Source organism: Tistlia consotensis USBA 355 (genome assembly GCF_900177295.1).
Lineage (GTDB): Bacteria > Pseudomonadota > Alphaproteobacteria > Kiloniellales > DSM-21159 > Tistlia > Tistlia consotensis.
Genome location: NZ_FWZX01000004.1, coordinates 200,375 through 219,073, shown reverse-complemented (window position 1 = coordinate 219,073; position 18,699 = coordinate 200,375). Strand labels below are relative to the sequence as shown.

Sequence of the window (18,699 nt, the reverse complement as noted above, 5' to 3'; positions counted from 1 at the left end):
GGTACCGGTGTCGGATCAGAACTTCAGCTTGAACGCACCGATGACGGCCCAGGTCTCGGCATTCGAGCCGTTGTCCGCATCGAGGTTCTGGTAGCTGACCGAGCCGACGGCCGTCACGCCCGGGCCGAGGGCGTAGCTGGCCGCGCCCTCGTAGGCCTGGTACTCGCTGCGACCGGCAGCGGCAGTGGCGTCGGCCTCACCGTTGAAGTAGGTGAGCGACACGCCCCAGGGGCCGGTCTCGTAGGACGCACCGACGTCGAACGAACGGCCGGTGTTGGCGCCCATGTCGTTGGCCTTGGCATAGGAGCCACCGACCGTGAAGCCGGCGTAGCCCAGGTTGGCGCCGAACGAGTAGATGCTCGGGTCGGTACCGGCAGCCGACTGGTCGTTGGCCCAGTCGTAGCGGCCCGACACGGCGACGTCGAACCCGCTGAACGAGTTGACGAAGTTGCCGCCGAGCGAGAAGCCGTCACGGTAGGAGACGGTCGTCTCGTCGACCTGCGAGTTCGAATCCTGCTGCGGATCCGGCAGGTAGGACGCGCCGAACTGGAAGCCCGAGAAGCGCGGCGTGAAGTAGGTGATCTTGTTCGAGTCGTTGTTGCGATCGAGCTCGAGGTAGGTCGACCCCAGCGGCGCCCGGAAGAAGCCGGCACCGGCGAAGCCGCCGCTCTGCGGCAGGAAGCCGGTCAGAACGCCGGTCGAGTTGACACCGACGCCGACGTCCGGCGCGGCGTAGGTCATCAGGTAGCCGGCCGAGTTCTCGGAGCCGATGTTGAAGCGGCCGAACGAGCCCTCGACGAAGAGGAAGGACTCGTCGATCTGGTCGCCGGTGTTGGTGTTGCCCTCGAGCTGGATGTTGACGCCGAACTTGAGGCCGTTGTCGAGGGTCGTCGAACCGACGAACCAGACTTCGGAGTTCGACTTGACGTCGAAGCCGTTGAAGGCGTCGCTGCCGGAGCCGACGTTGGTGCTGCTGTTGCCATAACCCAGGTACTGGATCATGTAGCCGCCGAGGCCCAGCTGGATCTGGGCCTGGGCCGGAGCGGCCGCCACGCCAGCGACGACGCCGGCAGCAGCCAGAGCCGTACCGCTGAGAAGAAGCTTCTTCATTGCTCAACCCTTCCTTTTATCGTCCGGCCGAGACCGGACCAGTTGGTTTTCTGCCCCTAAGGGATTTGGGGATGTCCCCTGGCCCCAGTCACAGAAGGCGATCGCAGCGCTGAGCCGCGCGTCGATCCGAGCGGCAGTCTTATCGACGGGCGCCTCAGGGTCAACGCGGATCACATCCTCTCTGTGCTGTTTGTACAATACTGTGGCTTTCACGACACAGTCGGTGACTTTGGCATGGAATCAATGCCTTAGCCTTTCGCACTAGCGAGATGGGCGAAGGCCTCGCGCTCCTGCCGGTGCCTCCCGGCCGGGTTCGGGACGGCCCGGCGCCGGGGTCCGGCGGCGGCTGCGACAGCGTGTCTACGGCCGTGCGGCGATTTGGACGCCGCCGGCGGTCCGCTTCCGTGCCGTAGTTTCGCGCGTCCCCGGCAAGGCGAGCGCGCAACGTGAACGACGTCCTGTCCCTCGTCGAACGACAGCAGTGGAGCGAAGCGGAACGGCGCTGCCGCGCGGCCCTCGCGCGCGATGCCGTGAATCCGCAGCTGCTCACGCTGCTCGGCATGGCGCTCCTGATGAAGGGCGAGCCCGAGGCCGCGTTGCGGCCCCTCGAGGCGGCGCTCAGGCGGCAGCCGGGCCTGCCGGGGCCGTCAACGCCAAGGGCCTCGCCCTGGAGCGCACCGGGCGCTTCGCGGAGGCGGTTGCGGCCTACCGGCAGCTGGTCGCCACGACGCCGTCGGCGGCCGCCTGGTTCAACCTGGGCAATGCCTGCCGCCGGGCCGGTGACGCGGCGGCCGCGCTCGCCGCCTACGGCGAGGCCTGCTCCCGTGCGCCGGACGACCTGCGCGCGCGCTCGGCCCTGGTGCGGATGAAGCAGGATCTCTGCGACTGGCGGGGGCTCGACGCGCTGGCGGCCCGGCTCGTCGAGCAGGCCGAGCGCGTCGGCCAGCCGCTCGACCCCTTCCGCTTCCTGACCCTGACCGACGACGAGGCGGCCCAGCAGAGGAACGCCCGGCGCTGGGCCAGGCGCTTCGAAACGGCACGGCAGCAGCCCCGGCCGGCGGTCGCCAGGGACCGGATCGCGCTCGGCTACCTCTCCGCGGACCTGCAGCACCATGCGACGGCCCACCTGATGGCGCAGCTGTTCGAGCTGCACGATCGCCGGCGCTTCTCGGTCACCGCCTACTCGCTGGGCGCCGACGACGGCAGCGCCGAGCGGCGCCGCCTGCTGCGGGCGTTCGACCGCTTCGTCGACTGCGCCGGCCTGCCGGCCGAGGCCGTCGCCCGACGCATCGCGGAGGAGGAGACCGACATCCTGATCGATCTCAAGGGCTACACGCGCGATGCCGCGCCGCGGGTCCTGGCCGCCCGGCCGGCGCCGGTGCAGGTCCAGTGGATCGGCTTTCCGGGAACGCTGGGCGCGAGCTTCGTCGACTACCTGCTCGCCGACCGGCTGGTGCTGCCGGACCCGGCGCGGGGCTTCTACGACGAGCGCGTCGTCAGGCTGCCCGGGAGCTACCAGGTCAACGACCGCCGGCGGCCCCGGCCGCGGACGGCACCGCCGCGAGCCGCCTTCGGCCTGCCGGAAGGCGGGCCGGTCGCCGCCTGCTTCAACAATCCGAACAAGCTGACGCCCAAGGTCTTCGCGCTCTGGATGCGGCTGCTCGCCGCCGTCGGCGACGCGACGCTCTGGCTGCTCTGCGACCGCGCCGAGGGGCGGGCGAACCTGCGCGCCGCCGCGGAGGGCCACGGCATCGACGGCCGCCGGCTGGTGTTCGCGACCAAGCTGCCGCTCGAGGCGCACCTCGCACGCTACCGGCACGTCGACCTGTTTCTCGACACCCTGCCCTACAACGCCCATACGACGGCCAGCGATGCGCTCTGGATGGGCTGCCCCCTGGTCACCCGGATCGGCGACAGCTTCGCCGGGCGGGTCGCCGCCAGCCTGCTCGCCGCGGTCGGCCTGGAACGCTACGTGACCCGCACGCCCGAAGCGTACGAAGCCGTCGCGCGGCGCCTGCTGCAGAGCCCCGAGGAGCGCACGGCCGTGCGCGAGCATCTGGCCCGCAACCCCGAATCCCTGCCGCTCTTCGATACGCCGCGTACGACGGCCGCGGTCGAGCGCGCCTACGAGACCATGTGGGCGCGGGCGCTGGCCGGGCTCGCGCCGCAGTCCTTCGACCTCTGAGCGGACCGCAGGCCGGCCGTCACGCCGGGGCCGGCCTGCGGGGCCTTGCCCTGCCCGCTCAGAACTCGAGCTTGAGGCCGCCGACGACCGCCCAGGTCCGGGCGTTCGATCCGGTGTCGGCGTCGAGGTCCTGGTAGCTGACCGACCCGACCGCCGTGACGCCCGGGCCGAGGGCGTAGCTGGCGGCACCCTCGTAGGCCTTGTAGGTGCTGTCGCCGGGGGCCGCGCTCGCCTCGGCCTTGCCGTTGAAGTAGGTGAAGGAGACGCCCCAGGGCCCGGTCGCATAGGACGCGCCAAGGTCGAAGGAGCGGCCGGTGTCGGCGCCGTTGTCGTCGGTGTGGGCATAGGAGCCACCGACCGTGAAGCCGGCGTAGCCCAAGTTGACGCCGACGGCGTAGAGGCTGGGATCGCTGCCCGCGGCCGACTGGTCGTCGGCCCAGTCGTAGCGGCCGGAGACCGCGACGTCGACGCCGGCCAGCGTGTCGACGAAGTTGCCGCCCAGCGAGAAGCCGTTGCGATAGGAGACGGTGGCCTCGTCGACCTGCGCGTTCGAATCCTCGTTCGGGTCCGGCAGGTAGGAGGCGCCGAGCTGGAAGCCCCGGTAGCGCGGCGTGAAGTAGGTGATCTTCTCCGACTTTCCGCTCCCATCGAGCTCCAGGTAGGTCGAGCCGAGCGGCGCATCGAAGAAGTTGGCGCCAGCGAAGCCGCCGTCCTGCGGCAGGAAGCCGGTCAGGATCGAGGTCGAGTTGACACCCAGGCCGACATCCGGCGCGGCATAGCTCATCAGGTAGCCGGCCGAGTTCTCCGATCCGATGTTGAAGCGGCCGAACGCGCCCTCGACGTAGAGGAAGGACTCGTCGATCTGGTCGGCGGTGTTGGTATTGCCCTCGAGCTCGATGTCGACGCCGAAGGTCAGGCCGTTGTCGAGCGTCGTCTCGCCGAGGAAATGGACCTCGGAGTTCGACTTGACGTCGAAGCCGTTGAAGGCGTCGCTGCCCGAGCCGACGTTCGTGCTGCTGTTGGCGTAGCCGAAGAACTGCTGCATGTAGCCGCCGAGGCCCAGCTTGACCTGAGCCTGGGCCGGTGCCGCGACCGCGACGCTGGCTGCGGCCACCGCCACCATGGCGGTGCTGTTGAGAAGACCCCTCTTCATTGCCCAACCCCTCCTTCTGATCAGGAAGACCCGGGCGGTTGACGCTTTGCCCCTTAGGGGAAGGAGTTGCCCCCGAAGATCCCGGTCGGATGAAGCGATCGACACGCCGTGATCTGACGCGGTCACTGTCATCCCGGCCCTCAGGTCGGTCAATCTGTCGCAGTGCGGTATGCTACCAATCCATTTTGGCTGTAACATTCCCGCCACAGATCGAAGGCGGCTTGTGCTTCAATAGCTTGAAGGCCCATCCATGTTGCTGCATTGCAAACGATGCGATGCAACATCCGTGGCCGCGGGGCGGTTCGTCGCTACCGATGCGGATACACCTGCCCGCACGGAGGCGGCCGCGGCAGCCCGAGGCCTTGCGGTCGGCCGGTTCCGCTGGATCCTGCGCCAGCTTGACGGGGCGGCGGACCCCATGGTCTATCATCGGTCGCCCCTTGGACCACCGCGCGACGGGCGGTGGGCGGTCACCGACAAGAGAGCGATACGTCCCGTGGATTTCAAATCTCCCTTCAGCCGGTCAGCCGGCAAGCGCTCGCGGCTCTGTTGGCCGGCGCTGCGCTGGACGGCTGTGCTGCTGCTGAGCGCGACGGTCGCGGCCTGCTCGGCGGCCGACTCCAATACCGCCTACCCGCAGAGCAAGCCGGGCAAGGGCGGCGGCGCGACCTACAAGCAGCAGGAGAGCCTGTTCGGTCCCGGCGGCCTCAACCTGTTCGGCGGCGGCAAGGACCAGCCGACGCCCGACAGCGGCGGCACAGGCATCGGCGTCAACGCGTTCCTGTGGCGCGCGTCGCTCGACACGCTGTCGTTCATGCCCCTGGCCTCGGCCGATCCCTTCGGCGGCGTGATCATCACCGAGTGGTACTCGCCGCCGCAGAGCCCGAAGGAACGGTTCAAGGTCAACGTCTTCATCCTCGGCCGGGAGCTACGCGCCGACGGCGTGCGCGCCTCGATCTTCCGACAGGTGCGCGACGAGACGGGCGCCTGGGCCGACGCGCCCTCCAGCGAGGACTCCAATACCGAGATGGAGAACGCGATCCTGACCCGGGCGCGCCAGCTGCGCATCGCGCAGGCCGGCTGACGCCCGGCGGCCGCGACCGACAGGCTTTCGCCGAACCGAGGGGCGGCCCGCCGCCCTCAGCACGAGGATCCCCATGAGTCGTTACGATCCGAAGGTCAGCGAACCGAAGTGGCAGGCGGCCTGGAACGGCGCCGGCTGCTTCGAGGTGCGCGCCGAGCTGGATCGCCCCAAGTACTACGTCCTGGAGATGTTCCCCTATCCCTCGGGGCGCATCCACATGGGCCACGTGCGCAACTACACGATCGGCGACGTGATCGCGCGCTACAAGCGCGCGCGCGGCTTCAACGTGCTGCATCCGATGGGCTGGGATGCCTTTGGCCTGCCGGCCGAGAACGCGGCGATGGAGCGTGGGGTCCATCCGGCGACCTGGACCTACGGCAACATCGACGCGATGCGCGAGCAGCTGAAGTCGATGGGCCTGTCGATCGACTGGAGCCGCGAGCTCGCGACCTGTCATCCCAGCTACTACCGGCACCAGCAGCGCCTGTTCCTGCAGTTCCTCGAGGCCGGCCTGGTCTATCGCAAGGAATCCTGGGTCAACTGGGATCCCGTCGACCAGACTGTGCTGGCCAACGAGCAGGTCATCGACGGCTGCGGCTGGCGCTCGGGCGCGCCGATCGAGCGGCGCAAGCTGTCGCAGTGGTTCTTCCGCATCACCGCCTTCTCGGACGAGCTGGCCGACGCCCTCGACGGCATGGACGGCTGGCCCGAGAAGGTCAGGCTGATGCAGCGCAAGTGGATCGGCCGCTCCGAGGGCGCCCGCGTGTTCTTCGAGGTGCTCGGCCGCGACGAGCGGCTCGAGGTCTTCACGACACGGCCCGACACCTTGTTCGGCGCCTCGTTCTGCGCCCTCTCGCCGCATCATCCCCTGACCGCCGAGCTGGCCGCCGCCAATCCGGCGCTGCGCGACTTCGTCGCCGAGTGCGATCGCCTGGGCACCAGCGAGGAGACGATCGAGCGGGCCGAGAAGCAGGGCTTCGATACCGGACTCAGGGTCCGGCACCCCTTCCTGCCGGATCGGATCCTGCCGGTCTACGTCGTCAACTTCGTGCTGTACGAGTACGGCTCGGGCGCGATCTTCGGCTGTCCGGCCCACGATCAGCGCGACCTCGACTTCGCCCGCAAGTACGGCCTCGACGTCACTCCGGTGGTGCTGCCGACGGGCCAGGACCCGGCGACCTTCGAGGTCGGCGATACGGCCTTCGTCGAGGACGGCACGCTGATCAATTCCGCCTTCCTCGACGGCCTCGACGTCGCCGAAGGCAAGCGCGCGTCGATCGCCAGGCTCGAGGCGCTCGGCGCTGGCAAGGGCACGGTCCAGTACCGCCTCCACGACTGGGGCGTCTCGCGCCAGCGCTACTGGGGCTGTCCGATCCCGGTGATCCACTGCCCGAGCTGCGGCGCCGTGCCGGTGCCGGTCGCCGACCTGCCGGTCGCGCTGCCCGACGAGGTCGACTTCTCGCAACCCGGCAATCCGCTGGCCCGCCACGAGGGCTGGAAGTCCGTCGCCTGCCCGGGCTGCGGCGGCGCCGCGACGCGCGACACCGACACGATGGACACCTTCGTCGATTCCTCCTGGTACTTCGCGCGCTTCTGCGCGCCGCAGTTCGAGGAGGCGCCGCTCGACCCCGCGGCGCTCGACTACTGGATGCCGGTCGACCAGTACATCGGCGGCATCGAGCACGCGATCCTGCACCTGCTCTACTCGCGCTTCTTCATGCGCGGGCTGAAGCAGTTCGGCTACAGCCGCGAGGCCGAGCCCTTCGCCGCCCTCTTCACCCAGGGCATGATCGGTCACGAGACCTACCGCGATCCGGACGGCAAGTGGCTCTCGCCGGACGAGGTCGAGAAGGACTCCGACGGCGGGCTCTCGACGCGCGACGGCCGCCCGGTGACGCTCGGCCGCGTCGAGAAGATGAGCAAGTCGAAGCGGAACACGGTCGATCCGACGACGATCATCGGCAACTACGGCGCCGACACCGCGCGCTGGTTCATGCTGTCGGACAGCCCCCCGGACCGCGACATGGAGTGGACCGAGGCGGGCATCGAAGGCGCCTGGCGGTTCGTTCAGCGCCTGTTCCGCATCGTGACCGGGGCCGCGCCGTCTCTGCCTGCCGCCGGCAGCCCCCTGCCCGCCGCCTTCGGTGCCGAGGCCTTCGCCCTGCGGCGCCAGGTCCACAAGGCGATCGAGCAGGTCGGTCGCGATTTCGAGAGCTTCGGCTTCAACAAGGCGGTCGCCCGGCTCTACGAGCTGACCAACGCCCTGGCCGGCTTCCGCGCCGCCGACGAGGGCGACCGCTGGGCCCTGCGCGAAGCCTGCGAGACCCTTGCCCGCCTGGGCGCGCCGATGATCCCGCACCTCGCCGAGGAGCTCTGGCACCGGCTCGGCCGCGACGGCCTGCTCACCGACCAGCCCTGGCCGGCCTTCGATCCGGCCCTGACCCGAGACGAGAGCGTGACGATCGCGGTCCAGGTCAACGGCAAGCTGCGCGCCAAGCTCGATCTCGCCCGCGATCTCGACGAGACCAGCGTTCGCGAGGCGGCCCTCGCCGAGGAGGCGGTGCGCCGCCACCTCGACGGCAAGCCGCCCCGCAAGGTCATCGTCGTGCCGAACCGTGTGGTGAACATCGTTGCCTGAGGCGAACACACTCCCCGCCGCCGCCCGGCGGCGCCTGCTCGCGGCGTCCGGGCTGATGCTCTGCGCCCTGGCTCTGTCGGCCTGCGGCCTGCAGCCGCTCTATGGCCGCCAGTCCTCGGGCGGCTCGACGCTGGGCGAGCTGCAGACCATCCGGATCACGCCGATCGCCGACCGGCCCGGCCAGGAGCTGCACAACGCCTTGCGCAACGAGCTCAACCCGCGCGGCCAGCCGGCCGATCCGCGCTACGCCCTGAAGGTCACGCTGACGGTCTCCAAGGACGAGATCGGCGTGCAGAAGGACGACACCGCGACCCGGGCCAACCTGATCCTGTCCGGCACCTTCACCCTGGTCCGCCTGGCCGATCGAGTCCTGATGACCAGCGGCATCGCCAAGTCGATCGTCTCCTACAATATCGTCACCTCCGAGTTCGGCACCTATGCCGCCGAGGAGGACGCCCGCAAGCGCGGCATCAAGCAGCTGGCGCAGCAGCTGCGGCTGCGGCTCGCCACCTATTTCGAGCGCCTCGCCAGCGGCGCGGTCTCGCCCTGATCCCGGCGCACGGCGCCGTCCTCCCATGCAGGTCAAGCCCCAGCAGGCCGACGCGCTGATCAAGGCGCCGCCGCCGGCGCTGCGTGCCTTGCTGCTCTACGGCCCGGATTCCGGCCTGGTGCGCGAGCGTGGCCGCGCCGCCCGGATCGCGGTGCTGGGCGAGGGCGACGACCCCTTCCGGCTGAGCGAGCTGTCCGGCGGCGACCTCAAGGACGACCCGACTCGCCTTGCGGACGAGGCCGCGGCCCTGTCCTTCACCGGAGGACGGCGCGTCGTCGTCCTGCGCGACCTGACCGACGCCCAGGCGCGCCTGGTCCAGGACTTCCTGAAGGATCTGCCGGGCGAAGCGCTGGTCGTCGTCGAGGCCGGGGACCTGCCGAGACGCTCGGCCCTGGTCAAGGCCTTCGAGTCCGCCGGCGCCGAAGCTGCCGCCGTCGCCTGCTACCGCGACGAGGCCCGCGACCTCGGGCGCGTCATCGACGAGAGCCTGACCGCGAACGGCCTCGCCGCCTCGCCGGACGCCCGCGCCTATCTGGCCGCGAACCTGGGCGGCGACCGCCTGCTGACCCGCCAGGAGCTCGACAAGCTGGCGCTCTATCTGGCCGGCGGCGCAGACGGCAGCCGGCGGGTGGAGATCGACGACGTCCTCGCGGTGATCGGCGACAGTGCGGCGCTCAGTCTCGACGACCTTGCCTTCTCGGTGGCGTCGGGCGACCTGCCGGGCGTCGACCGGGCGCTCAAGCGCAGCCTCCAGGAGGGCGTCACCGTCGTCGGACTGCTGCGCGCCGTCGCCCGGCACTTCCAGCGCCTGCACCTCGCCGTCGGACTCGCTGCCGAGGGCGGCGATCCCGATGCGGCGCTCAAGAAGCTTCGGCCGCCGGTGTTCTGGAAGCAGGCGGCCCCCTTCAAGGCGCAGATGCGGCTCTGGCCGCCCCGTGCGCTCGGCGCCGCGCTCGGCCGGCTGCTCGAGGCCGAGGCCGACTGCAAGCGGACCGGCTTTCCGGACGAGGCGCTGGCCGGCCGGCTGCTGCTCGATCTCGCCGCCCAGGTGGCGGCACGGAGCGGCCGCGGCCGCTGAGGCGCCATCCCGGGATTCAGGCGGCGCCCAGGTTTCCGGCCTTGTTGAGCCGCTTCAGCACGTCGTCGAGCTGATCCAGCGTGTCGTAGTGAATGGTGATCGTGCCGCGCTCGCCGTCCTTGAGGTCGATCGAGACCTTGAGACCGAGCACCTGGGCGAGATCGCGCTCGATCGCCAGGGTGTCGGCGTCCTTCGAAGGCGCCGAGACGCGCGGCGGCCGGCCGGCCCTCGGGGCCTTGGGCTCCTCCCCGGCCAGCCGCTCGGTCTCGCGCACCGACAGGCCGCGCGCCAGGACGCGCTCGGCCAGCGCCTCCGGATCGCTGGCCGCGAGCAGCGCCCGGGCATGGCCCGCCGTCAGCGCGCGCTCGCGCAGCTTCTGCCGCACCGGCTCCGGCAGGTTGAGCAGCCGCAGGGTGTTGGCGATGTGCGGGCGGCTCTTGCCGATCAGCTTGGCCAGGTCGTCCTGGCTGTGGCCGAAGTCGTCGATCAGCCGCCGATAGCCCTCCGCCTCCTCGACGGGATCGAGGTCCTGGCGCTGGACGTTCTCGACCAGGGCCGCCTCCAGCGCCTGGCCGTCGGTGAACTCGCGGATGATGACCGGCACTTGGTGCAGCTGGGCGCGCTGGGCCGCGCGCCAGCGACGCTCGCCGGCGATGATCTCGTAGTCGTTGGCCTGGTCGGGATGGCGGCGCACCAGGATCGGCTGCAGCAGGCCCTGCGCGCGGATCGATTCCGCGAGGCTCTCAAGCGCCTCCTCGCTGAAGGTGCGCCGCGGCTGCACCCGGCTCGGATGCAGGCGCTCGATCGGAACCTCCTTGGCGGCGCGCATCCGGTCCAGGGAGGCATAGTCTTCGCTGTCCTCGCCGAGCAGCGCGGCGAGGCCGCGGCCGAGGTTGCTCCGGCGGGGAGTCTCGCTGTCGCTCATGACCTCTTCCTTCCGGTCACGAGGCGACCGCGGTCAGCGGCGGCGGCGCTTCCTCGCGCCGCAGCAGCTCCCGTGCGAGGCGGATGTAGGCCTGTGCGCCAGCGCAGCGGAAGTCGTAGAGCAGCACCGGCTTGCCGTGGGACGGCGCCTCGGAGATCCGCACGTTGCGCGGGATCATGGTGTCGTAGACCCGGGCCCCGAGATAGTCCCTGACGTCTTTCGCGACCATGTCGCACAAGTTGTTGCGTTTGTCGTACATCGTCAGCACCACCCCTTGAATCCGCAGCTCCGGATTCAGGGCGCGTCGGACGCGCTCGATGGTGCGCAGCAGGTGACTGAGGCCTTCGAGCGCATAGAACTCGGCCTGCAGCGGCACCAGCACCGACTGCGCGGCGACCATGGCGTTCAGAGTCAGCAGGCCGAGCGCCGGCGGACAGTCGATCAGGATGTAGTCCCAGGCCCGCGCCGTCTCGCTCAGCGCTTCGCGCAGGCGGTTCTCGCGGGCCAGCTCGCCGACCAGCTCGATCTCGGCGCCGGACAGCTCGACCGACGCCGGCACGATCTGCAGGTTCGGGACCGGGGTGTTGACCACGCACTCGGGCAGCGGCCGCTCGCCCATCAGCACGTCGTAGACAGTGATCTTGCGCCGCGAGGGGTCGAGGCCGAGGCCGGTGCTGGCGTTGCCCTGAGGATCGAGGTCGACGATCAGCACCTGCTTGCCGCAGGCCGCCAGCGCCGTCGCCAGGTTGATCGTCGTCGTGGTCTTGCCGACACCGCCCTTCTGATTGGCAATGGCGAGGATGCGGCCGGCGCGCTGCGGGGTCAGGGCGCGAGCCAACGGCACGGGGCCGGCTTCCGGTCGCGCGGCGGTGACCGACTCAGGAATCATGTCCAGGGTCCTCGAATGCGAAGTATGCGCGCCTCCGGATCGCTGAGGCTTGGCAGCAACTCGCTGCGATCCTGCACCGCGAGCGGGAGTCGGGTCAATTCGGCCTGCGCCCCCCGCCCCTTGTGGAAAAGGCAAATAGCGTGAGTCGATAGCTGCGGGCCGGCCCAGGCGAGCAGCTGCTCGGCGGAGGCCAGCGCCCGCGCGGTGACGACATCGGCCGCGAGCGGCGGCAGCGTCTCGATCCGTTCGTTGTGCAGCGTGACCGCCGCGCCGGTCTGCCGTGCCACTTCGCGCAGGAAGGTCGCCTTCTTGCGATCGGCCTCGACGAGGTGGACCTCGCCGGCCCCGGCGATCGCCAGTACCAGGCCGGGGAAGCCGGCACCGCTACCGAGATCGACGATTCGCGGGACACCGCCGGTTCGCGGGAAGGCGGCCCGGATCAGCGGCAGCAGCTGGAGCGAATCCAGGAAGTGACGGCGCCAGAGGTCGACCAGGCTGCTGCGCGCCACCAGGTTGATGGCCGGCGCCCAGCGCTGCAGGGACGCCGCGTAGATTTCCAGGCGCTCGCGTGTTTCACGTGAAACAGGGATGCGCTCGGCCAGCTCGGCCGAGGTCATCGCGCGGCCGGGCGCTCGGTCCCCGGGAGTCAGGCCGACCTCCCTGCCGGACGCTTGACATGGCGCAGCAGGGTCAGAACGGCGGCCGGCGAGACCCCGGGCAGACGCCCGGCCGCCCCCAGCGTCGCCGGCCGGGCCGCCGCGAGCTTCTGCGCCGCCTCCGTCGACAAGCCCGGCACCGCGCCATAGTCCAGCTCCGCCGGCAGCGTCAGCGCCTCGTCCCGCCGGAAGGCCTCCACGTCCGCCTCCTGCCGGGCGAGATAGCCGGCATAGCGCGCGTCGATCTCGAGCTGCTCCGCGATCGCGGCCGGAATCGCCGCGAGCTCCGGCCAGATCGCCGACAGCTGCGACCAGGAGAGCTGACGCAGCAGCTCGACCGCCGTCCGCCGCCGGCCGTCCCGGTTGACCTCGAAGCCGGAGCGCGCGAGGGCGTCCGGGGTCGCCGAGAGCCGACCGGCCAGCGCCCGCGCCTGCTGCAGCGCCTCGGCCTTGCCAGCGAAGAGAGCTGCACGCGGGCCCCCGATACAGCCGAGCGCCAAGCCGAGCGGCGTCAACCGCTGGTCGGCATTGTCGGCCCGGAGCCGCAGGCGATACTCCGCCCGGCCGGTCAGCATCCGGTAGGGTTCGGTCACACCGCGGCTGGTCAGGTCGTCGATCAGCACGCCGAGGTAGGCCTCGGCGCGATCCGGCAGGAAGCGGCGCTCGGAGCCGCCGACGGCGAGAGCGGCGTTCAGGCCCGCCACGAGGCCCTGTGCCGCCGCCTCCTCGTAGCCGGTCGTGCCGTTGATCTGGCCCGCGAGATAGAGCCCAGGCAGCCGTCGGCATTGCAGATCGCGGGTCAGCTCTCGCGGATTGACATAGTCGTATTCGATCGCATAGCCGGCCTGCAGCATGCGCGCGGACGCAAGGCCGGGTATGGTCCGGAGCAGCGCCAGCTGGATCTCTGCCGGCAGGGAGGTGGAGATGCCGTTCGGATAGACCGTCGGATCGTCCAGACCCTCGGGCTCCAGGAAGATCTGGTGCCGCTCCCGATCGGCGAAGCGGACCACCTTGTCCTCGATCGAGGGGCAATAGCGCGGCCCGACCGAGTCGATGCGCCCGCCATAGATCGCGGTCCGGTGCAGGTTCTCCCGGATCAGCGCGTGGCCTTCCGGAGAGGTATAGGTCACGCCGCAGTCGACCTGCGGATTCGTGATCCGCTCGGTCAGGCTGGAGAAGGGCTCCGGCGGATCGTCGCCGGCCTGGCCGTCGATCGACGCCCAGTCGATCGTGCGGCCGTCGAGGCGTGGCGGCGTTCCGGTCTTGAGGCGGCCGAGCGCGAAGCCGAGACGCTGCAGCGTCTCGCCCAAGGCGACCGCCGGCGCCTCGCCGACGCGCCCGGCCGGCCGTTGCGCCTCGCCGATGTGGATGACCCCGCGCAAGAAGGTGCCGGTCGTCAGGACCGTGGCGCCGCTGGATCGCTCGGCCCCGGTCGCAAGACGCACGCCGACGCAGCGGCCGGACCGGTCGAGCAGCAGATCGTCGACCGCCCCCTCCTCCACGGCCAGGCCGGGTTGCTCGGCGAGCAGCTGCTGGACGGCCTGGCGGTAGAGCTTGCGATCGGCCTGGGCCCGGGGGCCGCGAACCGCAGGGCCCTTGCTGCGGTTCAGGACACGAAACTGGATGCCGGCCCGATCCGCCGCCAGCCCCATGATGCCGTCGAGCGCATCGATCTCCCGCACCAGGTGGCCCTTGCCGAGGCCGCCGATCGCGGGATTGCAGGACATCACCCCGATGGTCTCGCGCCGATGGGTAAGCAGGAGCGTCGCCGCGCCGACGCGCGCGGCGGCCGCCGCAGCCTCGCAGCCAGCGTGCCCGCCCCCGACGACGATGACGTCCCACTGCTTGCCCATGGCTGGGAAGATGCGGGGACGTCGTCGGAGGGTCAAGCGCCAGCCGCACCACCCCGGCGGTGTTTCACGTGAAACAGGATCACTTGCCGATGCAGAACTCGCGGAACAGCCGGTCGAGCAGCTGCTCGACGTCGATCCGCCCGGACAGGCGCCCGAGCGCATCCCGGGCCATCCGCAGGTCTTCCGCCACGAGCGCCACCTCCCCCGCCGCGGCTGCCCGCTCGAGCGCGTCGGCGCAGTCCCTCAGCGCCACGCGATGCCGCTCCCGATTGAACAGGGCGCCGCCCACCCCGGCGGCGCCCAGGTCCGCGATCCTCCGGGCCAGCTCGGACTGCAGCTCGGCCAGTCCCTCACCGGTCCTGGCCGAGACCCGCAGCGCCGGCCGGCCGCTCACCACGCCCGCTCCCGGCGCCGCCAGGTCGCCCTTCGACAGCACCAGAACCGTGCGACCTCCTACCAGATCTAGCGTTGCCGCGTCGCAGTCCGGCCATATCTCGCTGTCGAACAAGGCGAGGACCAGGTCGGCCGCCTGTGCCCGCGCCCGCGCTCGCCGGATGCCCTCGCGCTCGACCGGGTCGACGGCGCCGTCCCGCAGCCCCGCCGTGTCGAGCAGCGTCACGGCAAAGCCCTCGAGATCGAACCGCACCTCGACAACATCCCGGGTGGTGCCGGCGGTCTCGTGGACGATCGCCGCCTCGCGGCGCGCCAAGGCGTTGAGCAGGCTCGACTTGCCGACGTTCGGCGCGCCAACCAGCGCGACCTCGAAGCCCTCGCGCAGCCGCTCGCCGAAGCCGACCTCCTCGACCGCCTGGCGCAGCGTCGTCGCGACCCCGACGATCTCCCGCCGGCAGCGGTCCAGCAGGTCGGCCGGCAGATCCTCCTCGGCGAAGTCGATCGCCGCCTCGACCCGCGCCGAGACCCCGAGCAGCGCCGCCTCCCAGCCGGCGAGCCGTGCCGACAGCGCGCCCCCTCCGACGGCCAGCGCCTGGCGACGCTGCCGCTCGGTCTCCGCAGCCACCAGATCGGCGACCGCCTCCGCCTCGACCAGGTCGAGACGCCCGGAGTCGAAGGCGCGCCGGGTGAATTCTCCCGGCTCGGCCGGCCGCAAGCCCGGCAGCCCTGCCAGGGCGTCGAGCAGGGCGCGCACCACCGCAGGCCCCCCGTGCACCTGGAGCTCGGCCATGTCCTCACCGGTGTAGCTCGCGCCCGCCGGGCCCGCCGGCAGCCAGATCGCCACGCCCTCGTCGAGCAGCTCGCCGTCCGCCCCGAGGATCCGGCGCCGCGCGAAGCGCCGCGCCGCCGGCAGCGTCCCGCCCAGAAGCCCGCGCAGCGTATCCGCGGTCCGGGCTCCGGACAGGCGCACCACGGCGATCGCGCCGCGGCCGGGCGGCGTCGAGAGCGCGAAGATCGTATCGGAGCGGCCGCTCACGGCCCCCTGCCGAGACGGCCGGATCAGTCGGCAGCGGCGTCGAGCGCCTGCGCGCCATGCCACTGCCGCACGAAGTCGCTCGCCTCCGGGCGCCGCTTCGCCGGCTGCGGATCGGTCGGCGTGCCGACGTAGACGAAGCCGACGAGCTCGTCCTTCGGCTGCAGGCCGAAGGCGGCCTTGACGAAGGGATCGTGGGCGTTCGGGCCGGTCAGCTGGATCGCGCCGTAGCCCTTGGCGTGCAGCGCCACCAGCATGTTCTGCACCGCGGCCCCGGTCGAGACGACCTGCTCGATCGGCGGCACCTTCGGATGGCCCTCGCGGATCTCGGCCCAAACGGCGATCACCAGCGGGCTGCGCAACGCCTTCTTGCGGGCCTCCTCCACGACCTCCTCGCCGACCTCCGGCTCGCGCCGCCGCAGCGCTTCGCCGAACAGGTCGGCCAGCCGCTCCAGCCCCTCGCCGCGGATCACCGCGAAGCGCCAGGGCCGGATCGCCCCGTGGTCCGGCGCCGTGACGGCGGCGGCGAAGACCTCCGCCAGCTCGTCGTCGCTCGGCGCCGGTTCCTTCAGCAGCTGCGCCGGTACCGAACGACGGGTCAGGATCGCATCCAAAGCTTCCAAGGGGCTCACTCCTTCCGGCCGCTGCCGGCCATCTGACTCCAGAACAGCTTCTGCAGCTGCTCCCAGTTCTGGATCGTCGCCGGCAGCCAGGTCTTGAACAGCGTCTCCGGCTCCATCGCCTGGAGGTTGGCCTTCATGCGCTTCTCGATCTCGTCCATCAGCGCCGCCTGCATCGGCGCGATGTCCGGAAGACCGAGGAAAGCCCGCGCTTCCGCCGGCGTGCAGTCGATATCGATGGTCACCTTCATCCGCCCCCTCCCAGCGCCTGGCCGGCCCGCCGCCGCAACCCTTGCGCTTTCGCCACGGGCCGCCGACGGTTGAGTCCTGACGTCCAGCCCTTCATATAGGCGGAAGCGCTCGTCCGGTCCAAGGGCGCCGGAGCGGGCGCTGGCAAAGCCCGAGTCCCTCCCCCGAACCCCAGCGAGGCCCGATGGCGAGTTCCTCCGACAGCAGCAGCGCCACGACCAACCGGCTCGCCGGGGAGAGCAGCCCCTACCTGTTGCAGCACCAGCACAACCCGGTCGACTGGTATCCCTGGGGCGAGGAGGCCTTCGCCCTCGCCCGGAGCGAAAACCGGCCGATCCTGCTGTCGGTCGGCTATGCCGCCTGCCACTGGTGCCACGTGATGGCCCACGAGTCCTTCGAGGATCCCGGCGTCGCGGCGCTGATGAACCGGCTGTTCGTCAACGTCAAGGTCGACCGCGAGGAGCGCCCCGACGTCGACGCGCTCTATCAGAACGCCCTGGCCCTGCTCGGCGAGCACGGCGGCTGGCCGCTGACTATGTTCCTGACCCCAGCCGGAGAGCCCTTCTGGGGCGGCACCTACTTTCCGCCGACCCCGCGCTTCGGCCGGCCCAGCCTGTCCCAGGTCCTGGAAGGCATGGCCGCGGCCTGGCGCGACTCGCGGGACGACGTCACCAAGAACGTCGCGACGATCCGCCAGGGCCTGGAGCGCCTGGCCTCGCCGGAGGCCGGCGGTCCCCTGACCCCGGACGCGCCGCTCACGGTCGGCCGGCGCCTGCTGCGGGAGCTCGATCCCTTCGAGGGCGGCATCGGCGGCGCGCCGAAGTTCCCCCAGCCGGCGATCCTCAAGCTGTTCTGGCTGAACTGGCTGCGCAGCGGCGAGGCGCCGCTCCGCCACGCCGTCGACCTGACCCTGACCAAGATGAGCCAGGGCGGCATCTACGACCACCTCGGCGGCGGCTACGCCCGCTACGCGACCGACGAGAAGTGGCTGGTGCCGCACTTCGAGAAGATGCTCTACGACAACGCCCAGATCCTCGACCTGCTGACCTGGGCGTGGAGCGAGAGCGGCAGCCGGCTCTACGCCGCCCGGGCGCGCGAGACCGTCGAGTGGCTGCAGCGCGAGATGCTGGCCGAGGACAGACCCGGCGGCCCGGCCAGCGGCGGCTTCGCGGCGAGCCTCGACGCCGACAGCGAGGGCGAGGAGGGCCGCTTCTACGTCTGGACGGACTCCGAGATCGACGCCCTGCTCGGCCGCGAGGCCGAGCTCTTCAAGCGGCACTACGACGTCTCGCCGCGCGGTAACTGGGAAGGCCGCACGATCCTCAACCGCTCCGACCGCCCGGAGCTGCTCGACGAGGACGGCGAGCGCCTGCTGGCGGAGGCCCGCGCCAAGCTGCTCGCGGCCCGCGCCGAGAGGGTCCGGCCGGGCTGGGACGACAAGGTGCTGGCCGACTGGAACGGCCTGGCGATCGCCGCCCTCGCCCAGTCGGCGCCGGTCTTCGACGAGCCGGCCTGGCTGGCCCTCGCCGCCCGCGCCTTCGACTTCGTCGCGAGCCGCATGGCCGAGGGCGACCGCCTGCACCACGTCTGGCGCCACGGCCGCAACCGCCAGGCCGGCCTGCTCGACGACTATGCCCAGATGGCCAACGCCGCGCTGGCCCTGCACCAGACGACCGGCGAGGCCGCCTACCTCGAACGCGCCCGGGCCTGGGTGGCGACGCTCGACCGGTGCTTCTGGGACGGCACCGACGGCGGCTATTTCCAGACGGCCGACGACAGCAACGACCTGATGATGCGGCCGAAGAGCGCGCTCGACAACGCTACGCCGTCCGGCAACGGCACGGCCGCGGCGGTGCTCGCGCGCCTGCACCACCTGACCGGCGAGCCCGCCTACCGCGAGCGCGCCGAGCGGCTGATCGCCGCCTTCTCCGGCGAGATCCAGCGCAACCCCTTCGGCTATCCCAGCCTGCTCGCCGCCAACGACCTGCTCCAGGACGCCGTCCAGGTCGTCGTGGCCGGACCTGCCGACGCCGAGGCGACGGCGCGGCTCGTCCGCACGGCGCTGCGCCGCCCGCTGCCCTACCTGGTGTTCCAGCGGGTCACGAGCGCCGACGGTCTGCCGCGCCTCCATCCGGCTGCCGGCAAAGGCCCGCTGGGCGGGCAGCCGGCGGCCTATCTCTGCCGCGGCACGACCTGCTCGCTGCCGCTGACCGACCCCGACGCCCTGGCCGAGGCGATCGCCGCCAGCCGTGCCTGACGGCCGCCGACGGTCCAGGCCACGGT

15 protein-coding genes and 2 pseudogenes are annotated in these 18,699 nt (G+C 71.2%); 8 read left to right on the top strand and 9 right to left on the bottom strand.

Annotated features, from left to right (window positions below; genetic code table 11):
* Nucleotides 1–15 precede the first annotated feature (15 nt).
* Nucleotides 16–1,110, bottom strand: coding sequence for a porin (locus B9O00_RS07845; protein WP_085121910.1), 1,095 nt, complete (start codon nt 1,108–1,110; stop codon nt 16–18).
* A gap of 446 nt (nt 1,111–1,556) precedes the next feature.
* Here B9O00_RS07845 and B9O00_RS34245 point away from each other — a divergent pair.
* The 3 genes and pseudogenes from B9O00_RS34245 to B9O00_RS07840 form a co-directional block, all read left to right on the top strand.
* Nucleotides 1,557–1,739 (top strand): annotated as a pseudogene (locus B9O00_RS34245) (hypothetical protein); the annotation flags it as partial.
* Between the two features lie 35 nt (nt 1,740–1,774).
* Nucleotides 1,775–1,966: pseudogene (locus B9O00_RS34240) on the top strand (tetratricopeptide repeat protein); the annotation flags it as partial.
* 9 nt (nt 1,967–1,975) lie between these two features.
* On the top strand, nt 1,976–3,295 hold the full coding sequence (locus B9O00_RS07840; RefSeq protein WP_143596178.1) for an O-linked N-acetylglucosamine transferase, SPINDLY family protein: 1,320 nt from the start codon (nt 1,976–1,978) through the stop codon (nt 3,293–3,295).
* Nucleotides 3,296–3,353: 58 nt separating this feature from the next.
* On the opposite strand, the gene B9O00_RS07835 is transcribed toward B9O00_RS07840, so the two are convergent.
* Nucleotides 3,354–4,448: a porin gene (locus B9O00_RS07835; RefSeq protein ID WP_159460141.1), complete on the bottom strand. Its 1,095-nt coding sequence runs from the start codon at nt 4,446–4,448 to the stop codon at nt 3,354–3,356.
* A gap of 496 nt (nt 4,449–4,944) precedes the next feature.
* Here B9O00_RS07835 and B9O00_RS07830 point away from each other — a divergent pair, with 496 nt between their 5' ends.
* From B9O00_RS07830 to holA, 4 genes are all read left to right on the top strand, one after another.
* Nucleotides 4,945–5,532 carry a DUF3576 domain-containing protein gene (locus B9O00_RS07830; RefSeq protein WP_235017064.1) on the top strand — a complete coding sequence of 196 codons (588 nt, stop codon included), beginning with the start codon at nt 4,945–4,947 and terminating at the stop codon, nt 5,530–5,532.
* Between the two features lie 73 nt (nt 5,533–5,605).
* Nucleotides 5,606–8,170 (top strand): leucine--tRNA ligase, encoded by a 2,565-nt coding sequence (leuS, locus tag B9O00_RS07825; RefSeq protein ID WP_085121906.1) that lies wholly within the window; start codon nt 5,606–5,608, stop codon nt 8,168–8,170.
* Complete coding sequence (lptE, locus tag B9O00_RS07820) at nt 8,163–8,720, top strand: LPS assembly lipoprotein LptE (RefSeq protein WP_143596177.1); 558 nt, start codon at nt 8,163–8,165, stop codon at nt 8,718–8,720. The genes leuS and lptE overlap by 8 nt, the downstream gene beginning before the upstream one ends.
* A 25-nt stretch (nt 8,721–8,745) precedes the next feature.
* Nucleotides 8,746–9,798, top strand: coding sequence for a DNA polymerase III subunit delta (gene holA / locus B9O00_RS07815; RefSeq protein WP_085121904.1), 1,053 nt, complete (start codon nt 8,746–8,748; stop codon nt 9,796–9,798).
* 16 nt (nt 9,799–9,814) lie between these two features.
* On the opposite strand, the gene B9O00_RS07810 is transcribed toward holA, so the two are convergent.
* From B9O00_RS07810 to B9O00_RS07780, 7 genes are all read right to left on the bottom strand, one after another.
* Entirely contained in the window at nt 9,815–10,723 is a 909-nt protein-coding gene (locus B9O00_RS07810) for a ParB/RepB/Spo0J family partition protein (RefSeq protein ID WP_085121903.1), read from the bottom strand.
* Nucleotides 10,724–10,739: 16 nt separating this feature from the next.
* The gene (locus tag B9O00_RS07805; RefSeq protein ID WP_085121902.1) at nt 10,740–11,612 is read right to left on the bottom strand and encodes a ParA family protein; all 873 of its coding nucleotides are present in this window, start codon (nt 11,610–11,612) and stop codon (nt 10,740–10,742) included.
* Nucleotides 11,609–12,229: a 16S rRNA (guanine(527)-N(7))-methyltransferase RsmG gene (gene rsmG, locus B9O00_RS07800; protein WP_085121901.1), complete on the bottom strand. Its 621-nt coding sequence runs from the start codon at nt 12,227–12,229 to the stop codon at nt 11,609–11,611. Before rsmG ends, B9O00_RS07805 begins: the two co-directional genes overlap by 4 nt.
* A 29-nt stretch (nt 12,230–12,258) precedes the next feature.
* Complete coding sequence (mnmG, locus tag B9O00_RS07795; RefSeq protein WP_085121900.1) at nt 12,259–14,121, bottom strand: tRNA uridine-5-carboxymethylaminomethyl(34) synthesis enzyme MnmG; 1,863 nt, start codon at nt 14,119–14,121, stop codon at nt 12,259–12,261.
* 79 nt (nt 14,122–14,200) lie between these two features.
* A complete protein-coding gene (gene mnmE / locus B9O00_RS07790) occupies nt 14,201–15,550 on the bottom strand; it encodes a tRNA uridine-5-carboxymethylaminomethyl(34) synthesis GTPase MnmE (protein WP_085121899.1) in 1,350 nt (449 codons plus the stop codon).
* Between the two features lie 23 nt (nt 15,551–15,573).
* A complete protein-coding gene (locus B9O00_RS07785) occupies nt 15,574–16,170 on the bottom strand; it encodes a nitroreductase family protein (RefSeq protein ID WP_159460140.1) in 597 nt (198 codons plus the stop codon).
* A 5-nt stretch (nt 16,171–16,175) separates the two neighbouring features.
* The gene (locus B9O00_RS07780; protein ID WP_085121897.1) at nt 16,176–16,418 is read right to left on the bottom strand and encodes a DUF6489 family protein; all 243 of its coding nucleotides are present in this window, start codon (nt 16,416–16,418) and stop codon (nt 16,176–16,178) included.
* Nucleotides 16,419–16,600: 182 nt separating this feature from the next.
* On the opposite strand from B9O00_RS07780, the gene B9O00_RS07775 reads away from it, so the two are divergent.
* A complete protein-coding gene (locus B9O00_RS07775) occupies nt 16,601–18,673 on the top strand; it encodes a thioredoxin domain-containing protein (protein WP_085121896.1) in 2,073 nt (690 codons plus the stop codon).
* Nucleotides 18,674–18,699 lie beyond the last annotated feature (26 nt).